This window comes from Streptomyces sp. NPDC033174, from assembly GCF_055577795.1.
In genome coordinates, this window is record NZ_JBVIPQ010000005.1 from 324,997 (window position 1) to 340,278 (window position 15,282).

Sequence of the window (15,282 nt, forward strand, 5' to 3'; positions counted from 1 at the left end):
CGGGCAGTGTCCGCGTTGTCAGTGGTGCGTGGGAGGGTGTCAGCACCACGGGGGAGCACCACGTAAGGAGGACCCGATGGCTTGGCATGGGGAACCACTGGTCGGCTTCGACCTGGAGACGACCGGTACGGATCCGCTGGAGGCGCGGATCGTGACGGCCTCGGTGATCGGCGTGCGGGACGGTCTGCCGGTGCGGCAGCGCGACTGGCTCGCCGACCCGGGGATACGGATCCCGGCCCAGGCATCGGCCATTCACGGCATCAGCAGCGAGCGGGCGGCGGCGGAGGGCCGGCCGGTGCGCGAGGTGGCCGACGAGATCGCCGAGACCCTGACCGGTTACTGGGCGCAGGGCGTCCCGGTGGTGGCGTACAACGCGGCCTTCGATCTGACCCTGCTCTCCGCCGAACTGCACCGGCACGGACTGCCGTCACTCGACGCGCGCCTGGGCGGCGCCGGAATCGGGCCGGTCATCGACCCGTACACCATCGACCGCGCCGTCGACCGCTACCGCCGCGGCAAGCGGACCCTCGAGGCGGTCTGCGTCGAGTACGGAGTGGTGCTGGAGGGGGCCCATGACGCGGCGGCGGACGCGCTGGCCGCGGTCCGGGTGGCGCGGGCCATAGCCGAGCGGCACGCGGAGGTGGCGGAGCTGTCGCCCGCGGAGCTGCATGAGCGCCAGATCCGCTGGTACCGGCAGTGGGCCGAGGACTTCCAGCGCTTCTTGCGCCAGAAGGGCACCGCGGACGCGGTCATCGATCCGTCCTGGCCGCTGCGGGAGTTGACCCCGGCCGTGCGGTGACTCGCGGGTCCGTGCCGGCGGGGGCGAGGTGTCAGAACGGGTACCAGCGGATCTCGGGGTCGCCGTCGCGCAGTGAGGCCACCCGGCGGCGGAATTCGGCCAGCGCCTTGGGGTTGGACGGCGCGTGCTGGGCCACCCACGCACAGCTCGCCGTCTCCCGGGCGCCGCGCAGTACCGCGCAGCCGTCCCATTCCCGGACGTCCCAGCCGTAGGCGGCGGTGAACGCGTCATGGGCCGCGGGGTCGAGGCCGTAGCGGTCCCGGGCCAGGGCGAGGACCACCAGGTCGTGTTCGCGCAGATCGAGGGAGAAGGTCTCCAGGTCCACCAGGACCGGACCCTCGGGGCCGACATGGACATTGCGCGGCAGCGCGTCGCCGTGGATCGGTCCCGGCGTCAGATGCGGGACGAGCGCGGCCGCCGTGGGGGCGAAGGCGTCCCGGCGCTCGCGCAGATACGCCGCGTCGGCCGGGTCGATCGCGTCACCCGCGAGTCGCAGCCAGCGCTCGACGCCCGCGAGCAGCTCACGCCGGGGGAGGGCGAACGGCGGCGCGGGCAGGGCGTGGACCCGCCGCAGCAGCGGGGCGAGGTCCCGGGGTTCGGTGGGGCGGACGGCGTCGGGCAGCCGGTGCCAGAGGGTGAGCGGATGGCCGTGCACCAGCCGGGGCCGGTGCTCCGCGGCCCGTACGGCGGGGACGTCCGCGTCCGCGAGCCAGGCGGCGACGGCCAGCTCCCGCTCCGCGCGCTCCAGCAACTCGGCGTCGCGGCCCACCTTCACCACCAGGTCGCCGGTGGCGAAGACGGCATTCTCGCCCAGGGCCAGCAGGTCCGCGTCGTGGGGCAGCTCCGCGGCGGCCAGGATCTCCCGGGCCCGGGCCTCGTCCATCCGATCTCCCAACTGGTCGTGCGAATCCGCCAAAGTCTCGCATCCCTGCAGGTGGCCTTGACGAACCGACGACCCGTCAGGACCATGACGGAGGCCGGTTCAACTTCACAAAGGGCACATAAGGGGTCAATCTGTGAGAGTGGCGACCGCAACGACGCGGTCCGGCGAAGCCGCCGGCAAACGACCGGACCACAGCGCCTGGTTCCTTGTGCTGCCCGCGCTGATCCCGATCCTGATCCTCAGCGTCGGTCCGCTGCTCTACGGCATCGCCCTCGCCTTCACCGACGCCCAGTCCGGCCGCACCCAGCCCACCCAGTGGATCGGCGCCCTCAACTTCCAGGACCTGCTGCACGACACGCTCTTCTGGGACTCCTTCCGGATCGGACTGCTCTGGGCGGTCGGGGTCACCGTTCCGCAGTTCCTGCTCGCCCTCGGCCTCGCTCTGCTGCTCAACCAGAACCTTCGCTTCCGCTGGCTGGCCAGGGCGCTGGCGATCATCCCCTGGGCGATGCCCGAGGTCGTCGTCGGCATCATGTGGCGGCTCGTCTACAACCCCGACGCGGGCATCCTCAACGAGACGATCCGCGACCTCGGCCTCGGTGACGGCCGCGACTGGCTCACCGGCCTGGCCACCGCGCTGCCCGCCGTGATCGTCGTCGGTGTCTGGGCCGGAATGCCGCAGACCACGGTCGCCCTGCTGGCGGGCCTCCAGAACACGCCCCATGAACTCCACGAGGCGGCCGCGCTGGACGGCGCGGGCGCCTGGCGCCGGTTCCGCACGGTCACCTGGCCGGCTCTCAGGCCCGTCGCCCTCGCGATCACCGCGCTCAACTTCGTCTGGAACTTCAACGCGTTCGCGCTGGTCTACGTCCTGACCAACGGCGGCCCCGGCGGACGGACCCGGCTACCGATGCTCTTCGCCTATGAAGAGGCGTTCCGCTACGGCCAGTTCGGCTACGCCGCCGCGATGGGCTGTGTGATGGTCGCCGTCATCTCCGTACTCCTCGCCCTCCATCTGGTGGGCCGGCTGAAGGGAGGCGAGGACCGGTGAGCGCTCTTCGCACCAGCGGGCCCGCGCGGGCCGGGCAGTATCTGGCGCTGCTCGGCTATCTGGTCTTCCTCGCCTTCCCGTTCCTCTGGCTGGTTTCCACCGCCTTCAAGCCGGCACGCGAGCTCGGCTCGCTCCACCCGACCTGGATTCCCGCGGACCCGACCCTCGCCAACTTCCGGCAGGCCTTCGACGAGCAGCCGCTGCTCCAGGCCGCCGCCAACAGCCTGATCGCGGCCCTCGGCGCCGCGCTGATCGCCGTCGTCATCGCCACACCGATGGCCTATGTGATGGCCCGTCACCGCGGCGGACTCGCCACCGCCGCCACCAGTTGGGTCGTGGTCAGCCAGGCGTTCCCGTTCGTCCTGGTGATCATTCCGCTCTTCCTGATCCTCAAGAACCTGCATCTGATCAACAGCGTTCTCGGCCTGGTCATGGTGTACGTCGTCTGGTCGCTGCCGTTCGCGCTGTGGATGCTGGTCGGCTACGTACGGGCCGTGCCGGCCGAGTTGGAGGAGGCGGCGGCCGTCGACGGCGCGGGCAGACTCCGGACGCTCGTCTCCGTCACCGCGCCGCTGCTGGCCCCGGGCATCGTCGCCACCGCGCTCTTCGCCTTCATCACCGCATGGAACGAGTTCTTCTTCGCCCTCGTCCTGCTCAAGACCCCGGAGAAGCAGACCTTGCCGGTCGTCCTCACCCACTTCCTCGGCGCGGAGGGCGCGGCCGACCTCGGCCCCCTCGCGGCGGCCGCCTTCCTCGCGACCCTCCCCTCCCTCGTGGTCTTCGCGATCATCCAGAAGCGGATCACGGGCGGCATGCTCACCGGGGCGGTGAAGAGCTGATGCGCGCACGCGCCCTGGCGGCCGTGACCGCCGCACTGGCCCTGATGCTCACCGGATGCGCCGGCGACGACGCGCGCACCGACGGCGCCATCACCCTCCGCTTCCAGTCGCTGGCCTGGCAGAAGGAATCGGTCGAGGCCAACAAGGAGCTGGTGAAGGAGTGGAACGACACCCACCCCGACACCCGCGTCGAGTACGTCCAGGGCAGTTGGGACAGCGTCCATGACCAGCTGCTGACCTCCTTCGAGGGGGGCGAGGCGCCCGACATCATCCACGACGCCTCCGACGACCTCGCCGACTTCGCCTACGGCGGTTACCTCGCCGATCTGCGCGACCTGCTCCCCGCTCGGCTGAAGGCGGACATCCCGGCCCAGAGCTGGCGCACCACGACCTTCGGTGAGGGCGTGTACGGCGTGCCGTTCCTCCAGGAGCCGCGCGTCATCATGGCCAACAAGAAGATCCTCACCGCCTCCGGCGTCCGCATCCCCACCCCCGGCAAGCCGTGGAGCTGGCAGGAGTTCCGCCGGATCACCAAGGATCTGACGGCGTCGATGGGGGAGGGGAAGTACGCCGTCGCCTGGCCGCTGAAGGAGCCCGTGTCGATGAGCCTGAACCTCGGGCTCTCGGCCGGCGGCCATCTCTTCCACCAGGGCGAGGACGGCAAGGTGACCATCCGGTTCACCGAGGCCGACGCGACCGTCCCCGGCACGATCCACGCCCAGGTCGCCACCGACCGCAGCGCGTCCCCCTCCACCCTCGGCAGTGGCGGCTCGGACACCCTCCCCGGCTTCTTCGGCGGCAAGTACGCGATGGTCCCACTCGGCTTCTCGTACCGGCAGCAGATCACCCAGCAGGCACCCGAGGGGTTCGAGTGGATGGTGCTGCCCGCACCCGCCGGACGGGACGGGCTCGCCCAGGGCGTCAGCCCGCAGACACTGTCGATCGCCGAGGACAGCCCGTACAAGAAGGAGGCCGCGCGGTTCGTCGACTTCCTCCTCCAGCCGCGCAACATGGTGCGCCTGGCGCAGGGCGACTGGATGCTGCCCACCGGCGCCGCCGCGCTGGCCGACCCCGCTCTCCACACCCAGAAGGACGGCTGGGAGACAGGTGCGGCGCTCGCCCGGAGCCTGCGCTCCGCGCCCGCGCAGGCGGTGCGCGGCTACCCGGAGTGGAAGGACAAGGTCGCGACGCCGGCGTTCCAGGAGTACTACAGCGGGGCGATCGGCCTCGGGGAGCTGAGGGAACGGCTGGTCGAGGACGGCAATCTGGTGCTGGCGCGCTACCAGCGCGGATGAGCGCGCACGGGAGAATTAAATAGACGGACCGTATCGTCTCGCCTAGGGTGGAGGCCATGACCACTCGTGCCCCCGCCCATGTCGCCATGTTCTCCATCGCCGCCCACGGGCACGTGAATCCCAGCCTCGAAGTCGTCCGGGAGCTCGTCGCCCGGGGGCATCGCGTGAGTTACGCGATCCCCGCGTCCTTCGCCGAGAAGGTCGCCGCCACCGGTGCCGAGCCGGTGATCTACACCTCCACCCTCCCCACGGACGACGACCCCGAGGCATGGGGGACCGAACTGATCGACAACATCGAGCCGTTTCTGAACGATGCCGTACAGGTGCTGCCCCAGCTCGCCGAGGCGTTCGCGGGGGACGAGCCCGACCTCGTCATCCATGACATCACCGCCTATCCGGCGCCCGTGCTCGCCCATCGGTGGGGTGTGCCCGCCGTCTCCCTCTGGCCCAACCTCGTTCCCTGGGCGGGATACGAGGAAGAGGTCGCCGAGCCGATGTTCGCCGAACTCAAGGCGTCCGACCGCGGCAGGGCGTACTACGCGCGTTTCGAGGCATGGCTCGCCGAGAACGGCGTCGACACCCACCCCGACCGCCTCATCGCACGCCCCCGGCGGGCGCTCGTCCTCATCCCCCGGGTGCTCCAGCCGCACGCCGACCGGGTGGACGAGTCCGTATACACCTTCGTCGGCGCCTGTCAGGGCGAGCGTGCCGACCAGGGCGAGTGGCACCGGCCGGCCGCCGCCGAGAAGGTGCTTCTGGTGTCGCTGGGATCGGCCTTCACCAAGCAGCCGGACTTCTATCGTGCGTGCGTCGAGGCCTTCGGTGGTCTGCCGGGATGGCACATGGTGCTCCAGGTCGGGAGGTTCGTCGACCCCGCCGACCTCGGCGAGCTCCCGGCGAACGTGGAAGTGCACGAATGGGTCCCGCAGTTGGCGATCCTCAAGCAGGCCGACGCCTTCATCACCCACGCGGGCGCCGGCGGCAGTCAGGAGGGGCTGGCCACCGGCACGCCGATGGTCGCGGTCCCGCAGGCCGTCGACCAGTTCGGCAACGCGGACATGCTCCAGTCGCTCGGTGTGGCCCGGCACATCCCGATGGAGGAGGCCACCGCGCGGACCCTGCGCGAGGCGGTGCTCGCTCTGGTGGACGATCCGGAGGTCGCGCGCAGGGCGGCGGAGATCCGTACCGGCATGGCGCGGGAGGGCGGCACCCGGCGGGCGGCCGGCCTGATCGAGGCCGAGCTGAGGCATGTCGCGAAAGGCTGAGCGGTAACGGGTGTTGGGGGGTGTTCGGGGGAGAAATCCGGCTTGGGGCACCCCGGCCGGATTTCATATTACGAAACCTTGTTGAGTAAGTCACAGCTGTATGAAGGTCTTGATCTGCGCGCGTCAATGGGCAAGGGTTTTGAGCGGCCCCGGAGGTTCTGCTTCCGCGGCCCAACCCCCCACACACAACTGAATGACGAGGAGTCACCTCTTCATGGCAACTCACAAGCGCGCCCGCGGTATGAAGCTCACCGCGGCGATATCCGCCGTGGCCGCCGCAGCGGGACTCACCCTGCTCGGCACGTCGTATGCCGGAGCGGCCCCCGCGCCCGCCGAGGGCACGGTCTACGGCGCCGACGCCGCGACCGCCGTCGAGGGCAGCTACATCGTGCTGCTCGACCAGAAGGCCGCCCCCAAGGCCGACAAGGGCGAACTGGCCAAGGAGTACGGCGGCACCCTGCGCCGCAGCTACAGCTCCGCCGTCAACGGCTTCTCCGCGTCCGGTCTTTCGGAGACCGAGGCCAAGCGCCTCGCCGCCGACCCGGCCGTCGCCAAGGTCGTGCAGAACAAGAAGTTCTCGATCAACGCCACCCAGGACAATCCCCCGTCCTGGGGCCTCGACCGCATCGACCAGGCGGACACCGCGGGGGACAGCAAGTACACCTACCCCGACGGGGCCGGCGAGGGCGTCACCGCCTATGTGATCGACACCGGAGTGCGCGTCAGCCACAAGGACTTCGGCGGCCGCGCGTCGTCCGGATTCGACGCGGTGGACAACGACAACGATGCCAGCGACGGCAACGGCCACGGCACGCATGTCGCCGGGACCATCGCGGGCACCGCGCACGGTGTCGCCAAGAAGGCGAAGATCGTCGCGGTCCGCGTCCTCGACGACAACGGCTCGGGCACCACCGAACAGGTCGTCGCCGGCATCGACTGGGTCACCAAGAACCACCAGGGCCCGTCCGTCGCCAACATGAGCCTCGGTGGCGGCGCCGACCCCGCCCTCGACGAGGCGGTCAAGAAGGCGATCGCCTCCGGCGTCACCTTCGGCGTCGCCGCGGGCAACGAGTCCTCCGACGCCGGCGAGGGCTCGCCCTCCCGCGTCGCCGAGGCCATCACCGTCGCCTCCTCCACCAAGGACGACGAGCAGTCCAGCTTCTCCAACTTCGGCTCCGTCGTGGACATCTACGCCCCCGGCTCGGACATCACCTCGGCGTGGAAGGACAGCGACGAGGCCACCAAGACCATCTCCGGCACGTCCATGGCGACCCCGCACGTCGTCGGTGCCGCCGCGGTCTACCTGGCGGGCCACAAGGACGCCACCCCGGAGCAGGTCGCCAAGGCGCTGACCGACGGCGCCACCGCCGGAAAGATCACCAACCCGACCGGCGGGACGGCCAACAAGCTCCTGAAGGTCGTCGAGTAATCCCGCCCGACACCCCATGACCGGCGGTCGCCGTGCCCTCCCCCACGGGGCACGGCGACCGTCTTATGGTGTGACCATGACGACCACGTACGCCGCCCTGCTGCGCGGAATCAATGTCGGAGGGTCCCGCAAGGTGCCGATGGCGGACCTCCGTTTCGTGCTGGAATCGCTCGGCCACACCGGCGTACGCACTTATCTGCAGAGCGGCAACGCCATCTTCACCACCGCGTCCGGCGACGACGACCGCGCACTCGGCGCCGCGCTCGAGGACGCCATCGAGAAGCACTTCGGCTTCCGCGTCGACTGCCTGGTCCGCGACGCGTCCTATCTGCGGGCCGTCGCCGACGCCTGCCCCTTCCCGGCCGCCGAACTGGAGGGGAAGCAACTGCACGTGACGTACTACTCCGAGCCCGTCGGCTCCGAGCGCTTCGCCTCCCTCGACCAGGCCGCCTTCCTCCCCGAGGAGTTCAGGCTCGGCGACCGGGCGATGTACCTCTACGCTCCCGAAGGCCTCGGCCGCTCCACCCTCGCCCCGGTCCTCTCCCGCCCCTCACTCCTCAAGGGCGTCGTCGCCACCACGCGGAACTGGAACACCGTCGTCAAGCTCGTGGAGATGACCGGCGGCTGACCGTCGCCGGACCTCCGGGACGAGCGCGTCGCCCGAAGCTGCTCGGGCCTGCCCGCGATGTGTCAGGCGGGGTCGCCGGTCCGCACGACCCCGCCCTTGGTGGCGATCACCGGACCGGCCGGGTCGCCGGTCCGCACGACCCCGCCCTTGGTGGCGATCACCGGACCGGCCGGGTGGGGGCGCAGCGCCTCGGCTGCGGGCCGTCGCCGACGCCTGGCCGGCGATCGCGTCGGCGCGCCTGCCCCCCCGCGGTCCCCAGTAGCCGGGACCGGTCAACTGGGCGGCCCCGAACCCCAGTCGGCGTACTGGAAGGCCACCGCCGAGGAGATGCGTGTTCATGGTCGGACGGTACATCAATGTATGGGGCACCGAAGGGACGGTGGCCCAGCTGACGAACTCGTGATTGGCCCGCCGGGACATGCCACCGGCTGGCTACTCTCGCCCCATGACCACTGATACGAACACGACCGTCGTCGACTTCTGGTTCGACCCCGCCTGCCCCTTCGCGTGGATCACCTCCCGCTGGATCCTCGAGGTCGAGCGGCAGCGCGACATCGAACTGCGCTTCCATGTGATGAGCCTGTACTTCCACAACGCCGGCAATGAACTGCCCGACTGGTACCGCGAACTCGTCGACAACTCGATCCGCCCGGTGCGTGTCGCCGCCGCCGCGGCCGAGCAGCACGGCGACGGCATACTCCGCGACCTCTACACCGCCTACGGCACCCGCATCCACGAACGGAAGAACAAGGACTTCGACGCCGTCGTGGCCGAGTCACTGGCCGAACTGGGCCTTCCGGCCGAGCTGGCGAAGGCCGCGCACGACTCCTCGTACGACGAGGTCGTGCGCCGCAGCCACGACGCGGGCAAGGACCCGGCGGCCGAGGGGTACGTCGGCACGCCCACGATCCATGTCGACGGCACCGTCTGGTTCGGCCCGGTCCTGCGGGCGATCCCGCGCGGCGAGGAGGCGGTCCGGCTCTTCGACAGCTTCCGGGTCCTGGCCGGCCACCCCGACCTCTTCGAACTGAAGCGCACCCGCACCGGCGGTCTCGACTTCAGCTGACCCGGCCCGGCGCCCGCCGCGCGGCCGCGTCGCGTTTCTTCAATACGCCGCCCCGCCCACCGGCCGAGACTCGGGGGCATGAACAGCATCCACACCCACCTCACCGTCTGCGCCGCCGAGGCCGCCCGGGTGGCCCGGGGCGTCGACGCCGGCCGGCTGGCCGAACCGTCCGTCTGCGACGGATGGACCGTCCGGGAACTCGTCAACCACCTGGTCCTGTACTCCTCCCACGGCCTGGAACACCGGGCTCTGCGCAAGCAGCTCCCCGACGAGCTCACGCGGCGGGACTTCACCGAGGACGCCGACTGGGCGGAGCGTTACGCCGCCCAGCTCGATCGTGCCCTGGCCGCGTGGGACACCCCGGAGGTGTGGGAGGGAGAGGTGGACCTCGGCTTCACCGCGATGCCGGCCACCGGGATCGCCTCCCTCCTGGTCAAGGAACTGGCCCTGCACGGCTGGGACCTCGCCCGCTCCACCGGCCAGGACTTCAAGGTCCCCGACGCGACGGGAGCGTTCGTGCTCACGGTCGTCGAGGAGCACGCGGAGACCTACCGGCAGTACGACGGCTTCGCCGGTCCGGTGGAGCCGGCGCCCGACGCGAGCGCCTTCGAGCGGGCTCTCGCGGCAAGCGGCCGCGACCCGCGGAGCCGGCCGCACACGGTCTGAGGACAGGCCCTAGAACCAGGTCGTGTCCGCAGAGTCTCGCCTGGCCCGCGATGCCCCGCACGCACTCCCCGTAGCCCTTCGGGCACGGGAGGTGCCTCCACGCTGCGTTGCCCAAAGGCCCAAGTGGCTCCGCTACGAGGGCATCCCGGCGCCTTGCGATCGCACGGACCGGACGCCGCAGGCCCCGCCCTCCGGGCGGACGACGACACCTTGCGGACACTGCCTAGACGGCGACCGCGACCCGCGTCTCGACCCGGGCCTCGTCGTACCGGACCAGCAGCAGCCGGGCCAGCTCGGGCGCGGCGCCGATCACACCGGCCAGCACATCCGCGCCCTCGGCACCCGCCACGATGCGTTCCGGCAGACGACCGGGGGCGATCACATACGGGGCGACCGCCACCCGCCGGACACCCTCGTCGCGCAGCGCCCGGACGGCGTCCTCGGTCCGGGGGTGGCCCGCGGCGGAAACAGCGGAGGCGAACGCAGGCCGCACGGCGCACCAACCGGTGTGCCGCAGCTCCCGCGCGATTTCAGCGATCACTGCGATCGCCTCCGGGTCCGTGGAGCCCGCCGAGGCCAGGACGACCCCGGTCGAGCTCTTGTCGCCGGGCGTGAGCCCGGCCTCGTACAGCCGTCGCTCCACCGCCGCCAGCAGCAGCGGGGACGGCCCTCGGTGTCCGTTCAGCACCTCCGCCTGGCGGATCCGCAGCGACGGCGGCGCCTGCCGCAGTACGGCGGGGATGTCGGCCTTCGCGTGGAAGGCCCGGGTCAGCAGCAGCGGCAGCGCCACGACGTCCCGTACGCCCTCCGCCGCGAGGCCCTCCAGGACGCCCGTCACCGAGGGGAGGTTGAAATCCAGGAACGCCGTCTCCACGCGCAGCCCCGGCCGCAGTGACCGCGCACGGCGCACCAGCGCGTGGACGGTCGCGGCGTGCCGCGGGTCGCGGCTGCCGTGGGCGATGACGAGGAGCACCGGGCGGGTCATGGCGTACTCAGCTCTTCACCAGCAGGCCGCGGCCGCGCAGGACCGCGCGCTCCAGCGGGCTGAAGATCAGCAGGTCGATGGCGATGCCGACGACCAGGATCAGGATGATGGCGAGGAAGATCCCGGGCATGTCGATGTTGTTGCGGCCGTTCTCCAGCAACTGGCCGAGACCCAGACCCAGTTCGGGGGACGAGGCGATGATCTCCGCGGCCATCAGGGAACGCCAGGAGAACGCCCAGCCCTGCTTCAGGCCGGCCAGGTAGCCCGGCAGCGCGGCCGGCATCACGATGTGCCAGGCGCCCCGGAGCCCGGTCGCGCCGAGCGTACGGCCCGCCCGCAGGAACAGCGGCGGAACCTGGTCGACTCCGGCCACCAGACCGTTGGCGATCGACGGCACAGCGCCCAGCAGGATCACCGCGTACATCATCGAGTCGTTCAGGCCCAGCCAGAGGACCGCGGGCGCCACCCAGGCGACCGACGGCAGAGCCTGCAGTCCGGAGAGGATCGGGCCGATCGCCGCCCGGACGAACTTCACCCGGGCGACCAGCAGACCGAGCGGCGTACCGATGGCGAGCGCCATCAGAAAGCCGAGCAGGGCGCGGGAGACGCTGGTCCACAGCACGCCGAGGAGCGTGCCCTCCAGCCACATCGTGGACAGGCTGTCCCACACCGCGGAGGGGGAGGGCAGCTTGTAGTCGTCGGTGACCTTCCCCCACACCAGCAGCTGCCACACCACCAGGACCAGCGCGACGGCCAGCAGCGGCGGCAGGACCTTCTTGAGCAGGACCTCGCGCACCGGGGTGTGGCGCACCTGCACGGCGTCGAGCGCGTCGAGGCCCGCTTCCAGACCGGCGAGGTCGTCGGGCTTGTTGACCTTCGTCTCAGTGCTGGCCATGGCGGCGGATCTCCCCACGCAGTTCTTCAGTGATCTCGACGGAGAGCTCCGCCACGGCGGTGTCCTCGATACGGCGCGGCTGCGGAATGTCGATCGTCCACTCGCGGGCGATCCGTCCCGGCCGGGACGACAGCAGCACCACACGCTCGGCCAGCCGCACGGCCTCGCGCACGTTGTGGGTGACGAACAGCACCGACAGCTTGGTCTCGCGCCAGATCCGGGTCAGTTCGTCGTGCAGGACGTCACGGGTGATGGCGTCCAGCGCCGCGAACGGCTCGTCCATCAGCAGCAGATCGCTGTCCTGGGCGAGTGCCCGGGCGAGCGCCACACGCTGGCGCATACCGCCGGACAGCTCGTGCACCCGCTTGCCGTACGAGCCGCGCAGCCGAACGAGGTCGAGCAGCCGCTCCGCCTCGTCGCGCCGCTCGCTCTTCGCCACGCCACGCAGCCGCAGCGCCAGCTCGATGTTCTTGCCCGCGGTCAGCCACGGAAAGAGCGCGTGCTCCTGGAACATCAGGGCCGGCCGGCCGCCGGGGGTCTCGATGGACCCCGCGGACGGCCGGTCGAGTCCCGCGACCAGATTGAGCAGCGTGGACTTGCCACACCCCGAAGCTCCCAGGAGGGTGACGAACTCACCCGGCGCGACATCGAGCGAGATGTCGTCGAGGACGAGCTGCTGCCCGCCGGGCACGGCGAAGGACTTCGAGACATGCTCGATGCGCGCGGCATGGGACACCGCGACACGGTCCTCGGCCTTGGCGAACGTCGTGGCCATGGTCGTCACCTCCTGGGAACTGGCTGGCTGGCTGGCTGGTTGGCGGATTACTTGACGCCGAGTCCGGCGTCGGAGACCTCGGGCGCGCCCTCGGCCTTGAGGACCTTGTTGAGGGGCTTCAGGTCGTAGATGCCGGCCAGATCCGGCTTCTTCAGCAGGCCCGCCTTCACCGCGTGGTCCGCCTGCGCCTGGAGCGTCGAGGCCAGCGGGTCGTTGGTGAACTGGATCGACGGCCAGGCCGGGTCGATCACCTTGGGACCGAGCTCCTTGCCGCTGAGCGCCTTCAGCCGGGCGTTCGCGGACGCCTTCGCCTTGTCGGGGTTGGCGTTGATCCAGGCGTTGGTCTTCACCGAGCCGCGCAGCACGGCCTCCACCACGTCCGGGTGCTCCTTGAGGAACTTCTGCGACACGATGATGTTCGTGATCACGAACTTCTTGTCGGGCCACAGCGTCGACTCGTCGAGCAGTACCTTCGCGCCCTCGCTCACCAGCTTGGAGGCGGTCGGTTCGGGAACCCAGGCGCCGTCGATGGAACCCGACTTGTAGGCGTCCGGGGCGATCTTGTTGTCCGTACGGACCACGGAGACGTCGCCCTTGCCGCTCTGGGCGTCGACCTTCCAGCCCTTCTCGGAGAGCCAGTTGAGGAACGCCACGTCCTGCGTGTTGCCCAGCTGCGGGGTGGCGATCTTCTTGCCCTTGAGGTCGTCCAGGGTCTTGATCCTCGCCGGGTTGACGACCAGCTTCACACCGCCGGACGCGGAGCCGCCGACGATGCGCAGGTTCGTGCCCTTGGACTTCACATAGCCGTTGATCGAGGGCGAGGGGCCGATGAAGCCGATGTCGATCGAGTCGGCGTTGAGCGCCTCGATCTCCGACGGGCCGGCGTTGAAGGTCGACACCTTCAGCGCGGTGCCGCCCAGTTCCTTCTGGAAGATGCCCTCTTGGTCACCGACCAGAGCGGTCGCGTGGGTGAGATTCGGGAAGTACCCGAGCCTGACCGTGTCGGCCGAGAGCTTCTTGCCCTCGGCGGCCACCTTCTTCTCGTCGGTCTTCGTCTGCGAGCCGTAGCCGCAGGAGGCGAGCGCGCCGATCAGCAGAGGCAGGGCCGCGGCGGCGGCGAGGGAGCGGCGCAGGGTGGTGCGAGTGGCAGGCACGGGAGTGGATCCCCTTCTTTTAGGGTCTTCGAAGTCTTCGTCTGTGTCGCGAGTGGAGCCGGTGGTGCGAGATGCGGCCGCTGACGCGGTACGCGGGCGTCAGCGAACACATCGCGCGACACCTCCGGTGCCCGAGCCGAGGGCGCCGCTGCCGACACGGCCCCCCTCCTTCGCGAACGTCGCGTAGGCATCGATGTTCATCAGAAGTCCCACCCCTCGTCGTCGGCGTGGTGCGTGGCCTTGGCCGTGCCGTCGGCCGCGGCGAAGGCGTCGCCGGCCATACCGGCCGCCAGCGTGGTGCCGTCGGCCGGGTCGATCAGCAGGAAGGAGCCGGTGCGGCGCGAGTCGGCGTACGAGTCGAGCGCCAGCGGCTCGGCGGTACGGACCTTGACCCGGCCGATGTCGTTGGCGACCAGCTGCCCGGGCGCCGGGTGCTGGGAGAGGTCGTCCAGCGTCAGCCGGGACGGGATCTCCTTGACGATCGCCTTGACCGTGCGGGTGGTGTGCTTGAGCAGCACCCGCTGGCCGACCGTGAGCGGCTGGTCCGCCACATGGCAGACCGTCGCCTCGACGTCCTGCGTGGTCGCAGGGGCGTCGCCGCTCGGCGCGATCAGATCGCCGCGCGAGATGTCGATGTCGTCGGCCAGCCGGAGGGTGACCGACTGCGGCGCCCACGCGATGTCGACGCTCTCCCCGAGCGCGTCGATCGCCGTGATGGTGCTGGTCCGCCCGGAGGGCAGCACCGACACCTGCTCGCCGACCCGGAACGCGCCGGCCGCGATCTGACCCGCGTAACCCCGGTAGTCCGGGTGCTCCGCCGTCTGGGGGCGGATCACGTACTGCACCGGGAAGCGCGCGTGGCAGCTCGTCAGGTCGTGGCTGACCGGGACGGTCTCCAGGTGCTCCAGCACCGTCGGGCCGCCGTACCAGTCCATGTTGGCGGACGGTTCCACGACGTTGTCACCGGCCAGCGCCGAGATCGGGATCGCGGTGATCTCCGGGACGCCCAGCGAGGCGGCGTAGGTCGTGAACTCCTCGGCGATCGCCGCGAAGACGGGCTCGGCGTACTCGACGAGGTCCATCTTGTTGACGGCCAGCACCACATGCGGGACGCGCAGCAGCGCGGCCACGGCGGCGTGCCGGCGGGTCTGCTCGACCACGCCGTTGCGGGCGTCGACCAGGACCACGGCCAGCTCGGCGGTGGAGGCGCCGGTGACCATGTTGCGGGTGTACTGCACATGGCCCGGCGTGTCGGCGAGGATGAACCGGCGTCGCGGCGTCGCGAAGTAGCGGTAGGCGACGTCGATGGTGATGCCCTGCTCGCGCTCGGCACGCAGACCGTCGGTCAGCAGCGCCAGGTCGGGGGCCTCCTGACCGCGCTTGAGCGACGCGGCCTCCACGGCCTCCAGCTGGTCGGTGAGGACCGACTTGGAGTCGTGCAGCAGCCGGCCCACCAGGGTCGACTTGCCGTCGTCGACGGACCCGGCGGTGGCGAAGCGCAGCAGGGTGGTCGCCGACACGTCGGCGAACTGCTCGGTCGTACTCGTCATGG

15 protein-coding genes are annotated in these 15,282 nt (G+C 70.6%); 9 read left to right on the forward strand and 6 right to left on the reverse strand.

Features of this window, described 5'->3' with window-relative positions; genetic code table 11:
- Positions 1-76 precede the first annotated feature (76 nt).
- Positions 77-799: an exonuclease domain-containing protein gene (locus ACZ5VC_RS18260; RefSeq protein WP_469121042.1), complete on the forward strand. Its 723-nt coding sequence runs from the start codon at positions 77-79 to the stop codon at positions 797-799.
- A 31-nt stretch (positions 800-830) separates the two neighbouring features.
- Here the strand turns inward: ACZ5VC_RS18260 and ACZ5VC_RS18265 are convergent, their stop codons facing one another.
- Complete coding sequence (locus ACZ5VC_RS18265; RefSeq protein WP_469121043.1) at positions 831-1,682, reverse strand: phosphotransferase enzyme family protein; 852 nt, start codon at positions 1,680-1,682, stop codon at positions 831-833.
- A 139-nt stretch (positions 1,683-1,821) separates the two neighbouring features.
- Between ACZ5VC_RS18265 and ACZ5VC_RS18270 the strand changes: the two genes are divergently transcribed.
- The 8 genes from ACZ5VC_RS18270 (at position 1,822) to ACZ5VC_RS18305 (ending at position 9,921) form a co-directional block, all read left to right on the forward strand.
- Entirely contained in the window at positions 1,822-2,733 is a 912-nt protein-coding gene (locus ACZ5VC_RS18270; protein ID WP_469121044.1) for a carbohydrate ABC transporter permease, read from the forward strand.
- Positions 2,730-3,572, forward strand: coding sequence for a carbohydrate ABC transporter permease (locus ACZ5VC_RS18275; protein WP_469121045.1), 843 nt, complete (start codon positions 2,730-2,732; stop codon positions 3,570-3,572). The genes ACZ5VC_RS18270 and ACZ5VC_RS18275 overlap by 4 nt, the downstream gene beginning before the upstream one ends.
- Positions 3,572-4,867 carry an ABC transporter substrate-binding protein gene (locus tag ACZ5VC_RS18280; protein WP_469121046.1) on the forward strand — a complete coding sequence of 432 codons (1,296 nt, stop codon included), beginning with the start codon at positions 3,572-3,574 and terminating at the stop codon, positions 4,865-4,867. The genes ACZ5VC_RS18275 and ACZ5VC_RS18280 overlap by 1 nt, the downstream gene beginning before the upstream one ends.
- A 56-nt stretch (positions 4,868-4,923) precedes the next feature.
- Positions 4,924-6,132 (forward strand): macrolide-inactivating glycosyltransferase, encoded by a 1,209-nt coding sequence (gene mgt / locus ACZ5VC_RS18285; RefSeq protein WP_469121047.1) that lies wholly within the window; start codon positions 4,924-4,926, stop codon positions 6,130-6,132.
- A 214-nt stretch (positions 6,133-6,346) separates the two neighbouring features.
- Positions 6,347-7,561: a S8 family peptidase gene (locus tag ACZ5VC_RS18290; RefSeq protein ID WP_469121048.1), complete on the forward strand. Its 1,215-nt coding sequence runs from the start codon at positions 6,347-6,349 to the stop codon at positions 7,559-7,561.
- A 76-nt stretch (positions 7,562-7,637) separates the two neighbouring features.
- Positions 7,638-8,189 carry a DUF1697 domain-containing protein gene (locus ACZ5VC_RS18295; protein WP_469121049.1) on the forward strand — a complete coding sequence of 184 codons (552 nt, stop codon included), beginning with the start codon at positions 7,638-7,640 and terminating at the stop codon, positions 8,187-8,189.
- 445 nt (positions 8,190-8,634) lie between these two features.
- Positions 8,635-9,255 carry a mycothiol-dependent nitroreductase Rv2466c family protein gene (locus ACZ5VC_RS18300; RefSeq protein WP_469121050.1) on the forward strand — a complete coding sequence of 207 codons (621 nt, stop codon included), beginning with the start codon at positions 8,635-8,637 and terminating at the stop codon, positions 9,253-9,255.
- Positions 9,256-9,333: 78 nt separating this feature from the next.
- Entirely contained in the window at positions 9,334-9,921 is a 588-nt protein-coding gene (locus ACZ5VC_RS18305) for a TIGR03086 family metal-binding protein (protein ID WP_469121051.1), read from the forward strand.
- Between the two features lie 223 nt (positions 9,922-10,144).
- Here the strand turns inward: ACZ5VC_RS18305 and ACZ5VC_RS18310 are convergent, their stop codons facing one another.
- The 5 genes from ACZ5VC_RS18310 to ACZ5VC_RS18330 form a co-directional block, all read right to left on the reverse strand.
- Positions 10,145-10,906: a sirohydrochlorin chelatase gene (locus ACZ5VC_RS18310; RefSeq protein WP_469121052.1), complete on the reverse strand. Its 762-nt coding sequence runs from the start codon at positions 10,904-10,906 to the stop codon at positions 10,145-10,147.
- Positions 10,907-10,913: 7 nt separating this feature from the next.
- On the reverse strand, positions 10,914-11,801 hold the full coding sequence (locus ACZ5VC_RS18315; protein ID WP_469121053.1) for an ABC transporter permease: 888 nt from the start codon (positions 11,799-11,801) through the stop codon (positions 10,914-10,916).
- A complete protein-coding gene (locus tag ACZ5VC_RS18320) occupies positions 11,788-12,576 on the reverse strand; it encodes an ABC transporter ATP-binding protein (protein ID WP_468704171.1) in 789 nt (262 codons plus the stop codon). Before ACZ5VC_RS18320 ends, ACZ5VC_RS18315 begins: the two co-directional genes overlap by 14 nt.
- 47 nt (positions 12,577-12,623) lie before the next feature.
- A complete protein-coding gene (locus ACZ5VC_RS18325) occupies positions 12,624-13,730 on the reverse strand; it encodes an aliphatic sulfonate ABC transporter substrate-binding protein (RefSeq protein ID WP_469121054.1) in 1,107 nt (368 codons plus the stop codon).
- Between the two features lie 200 nt (positions 13,731-13,930).
- Complete coding sequence (locus tag ACZ5VC_RS18330) at positions 13,931-15,280, reverse strand: sulfate adenylyltransferase subunit 1 (protein WP_469121055.1); 1,350 nt, start codon at positions 15,278-15,280, stop codon at positions 13,931-13,933.
- Positions 15,281-15,282 lie beyond the last annotated feature (2 nt).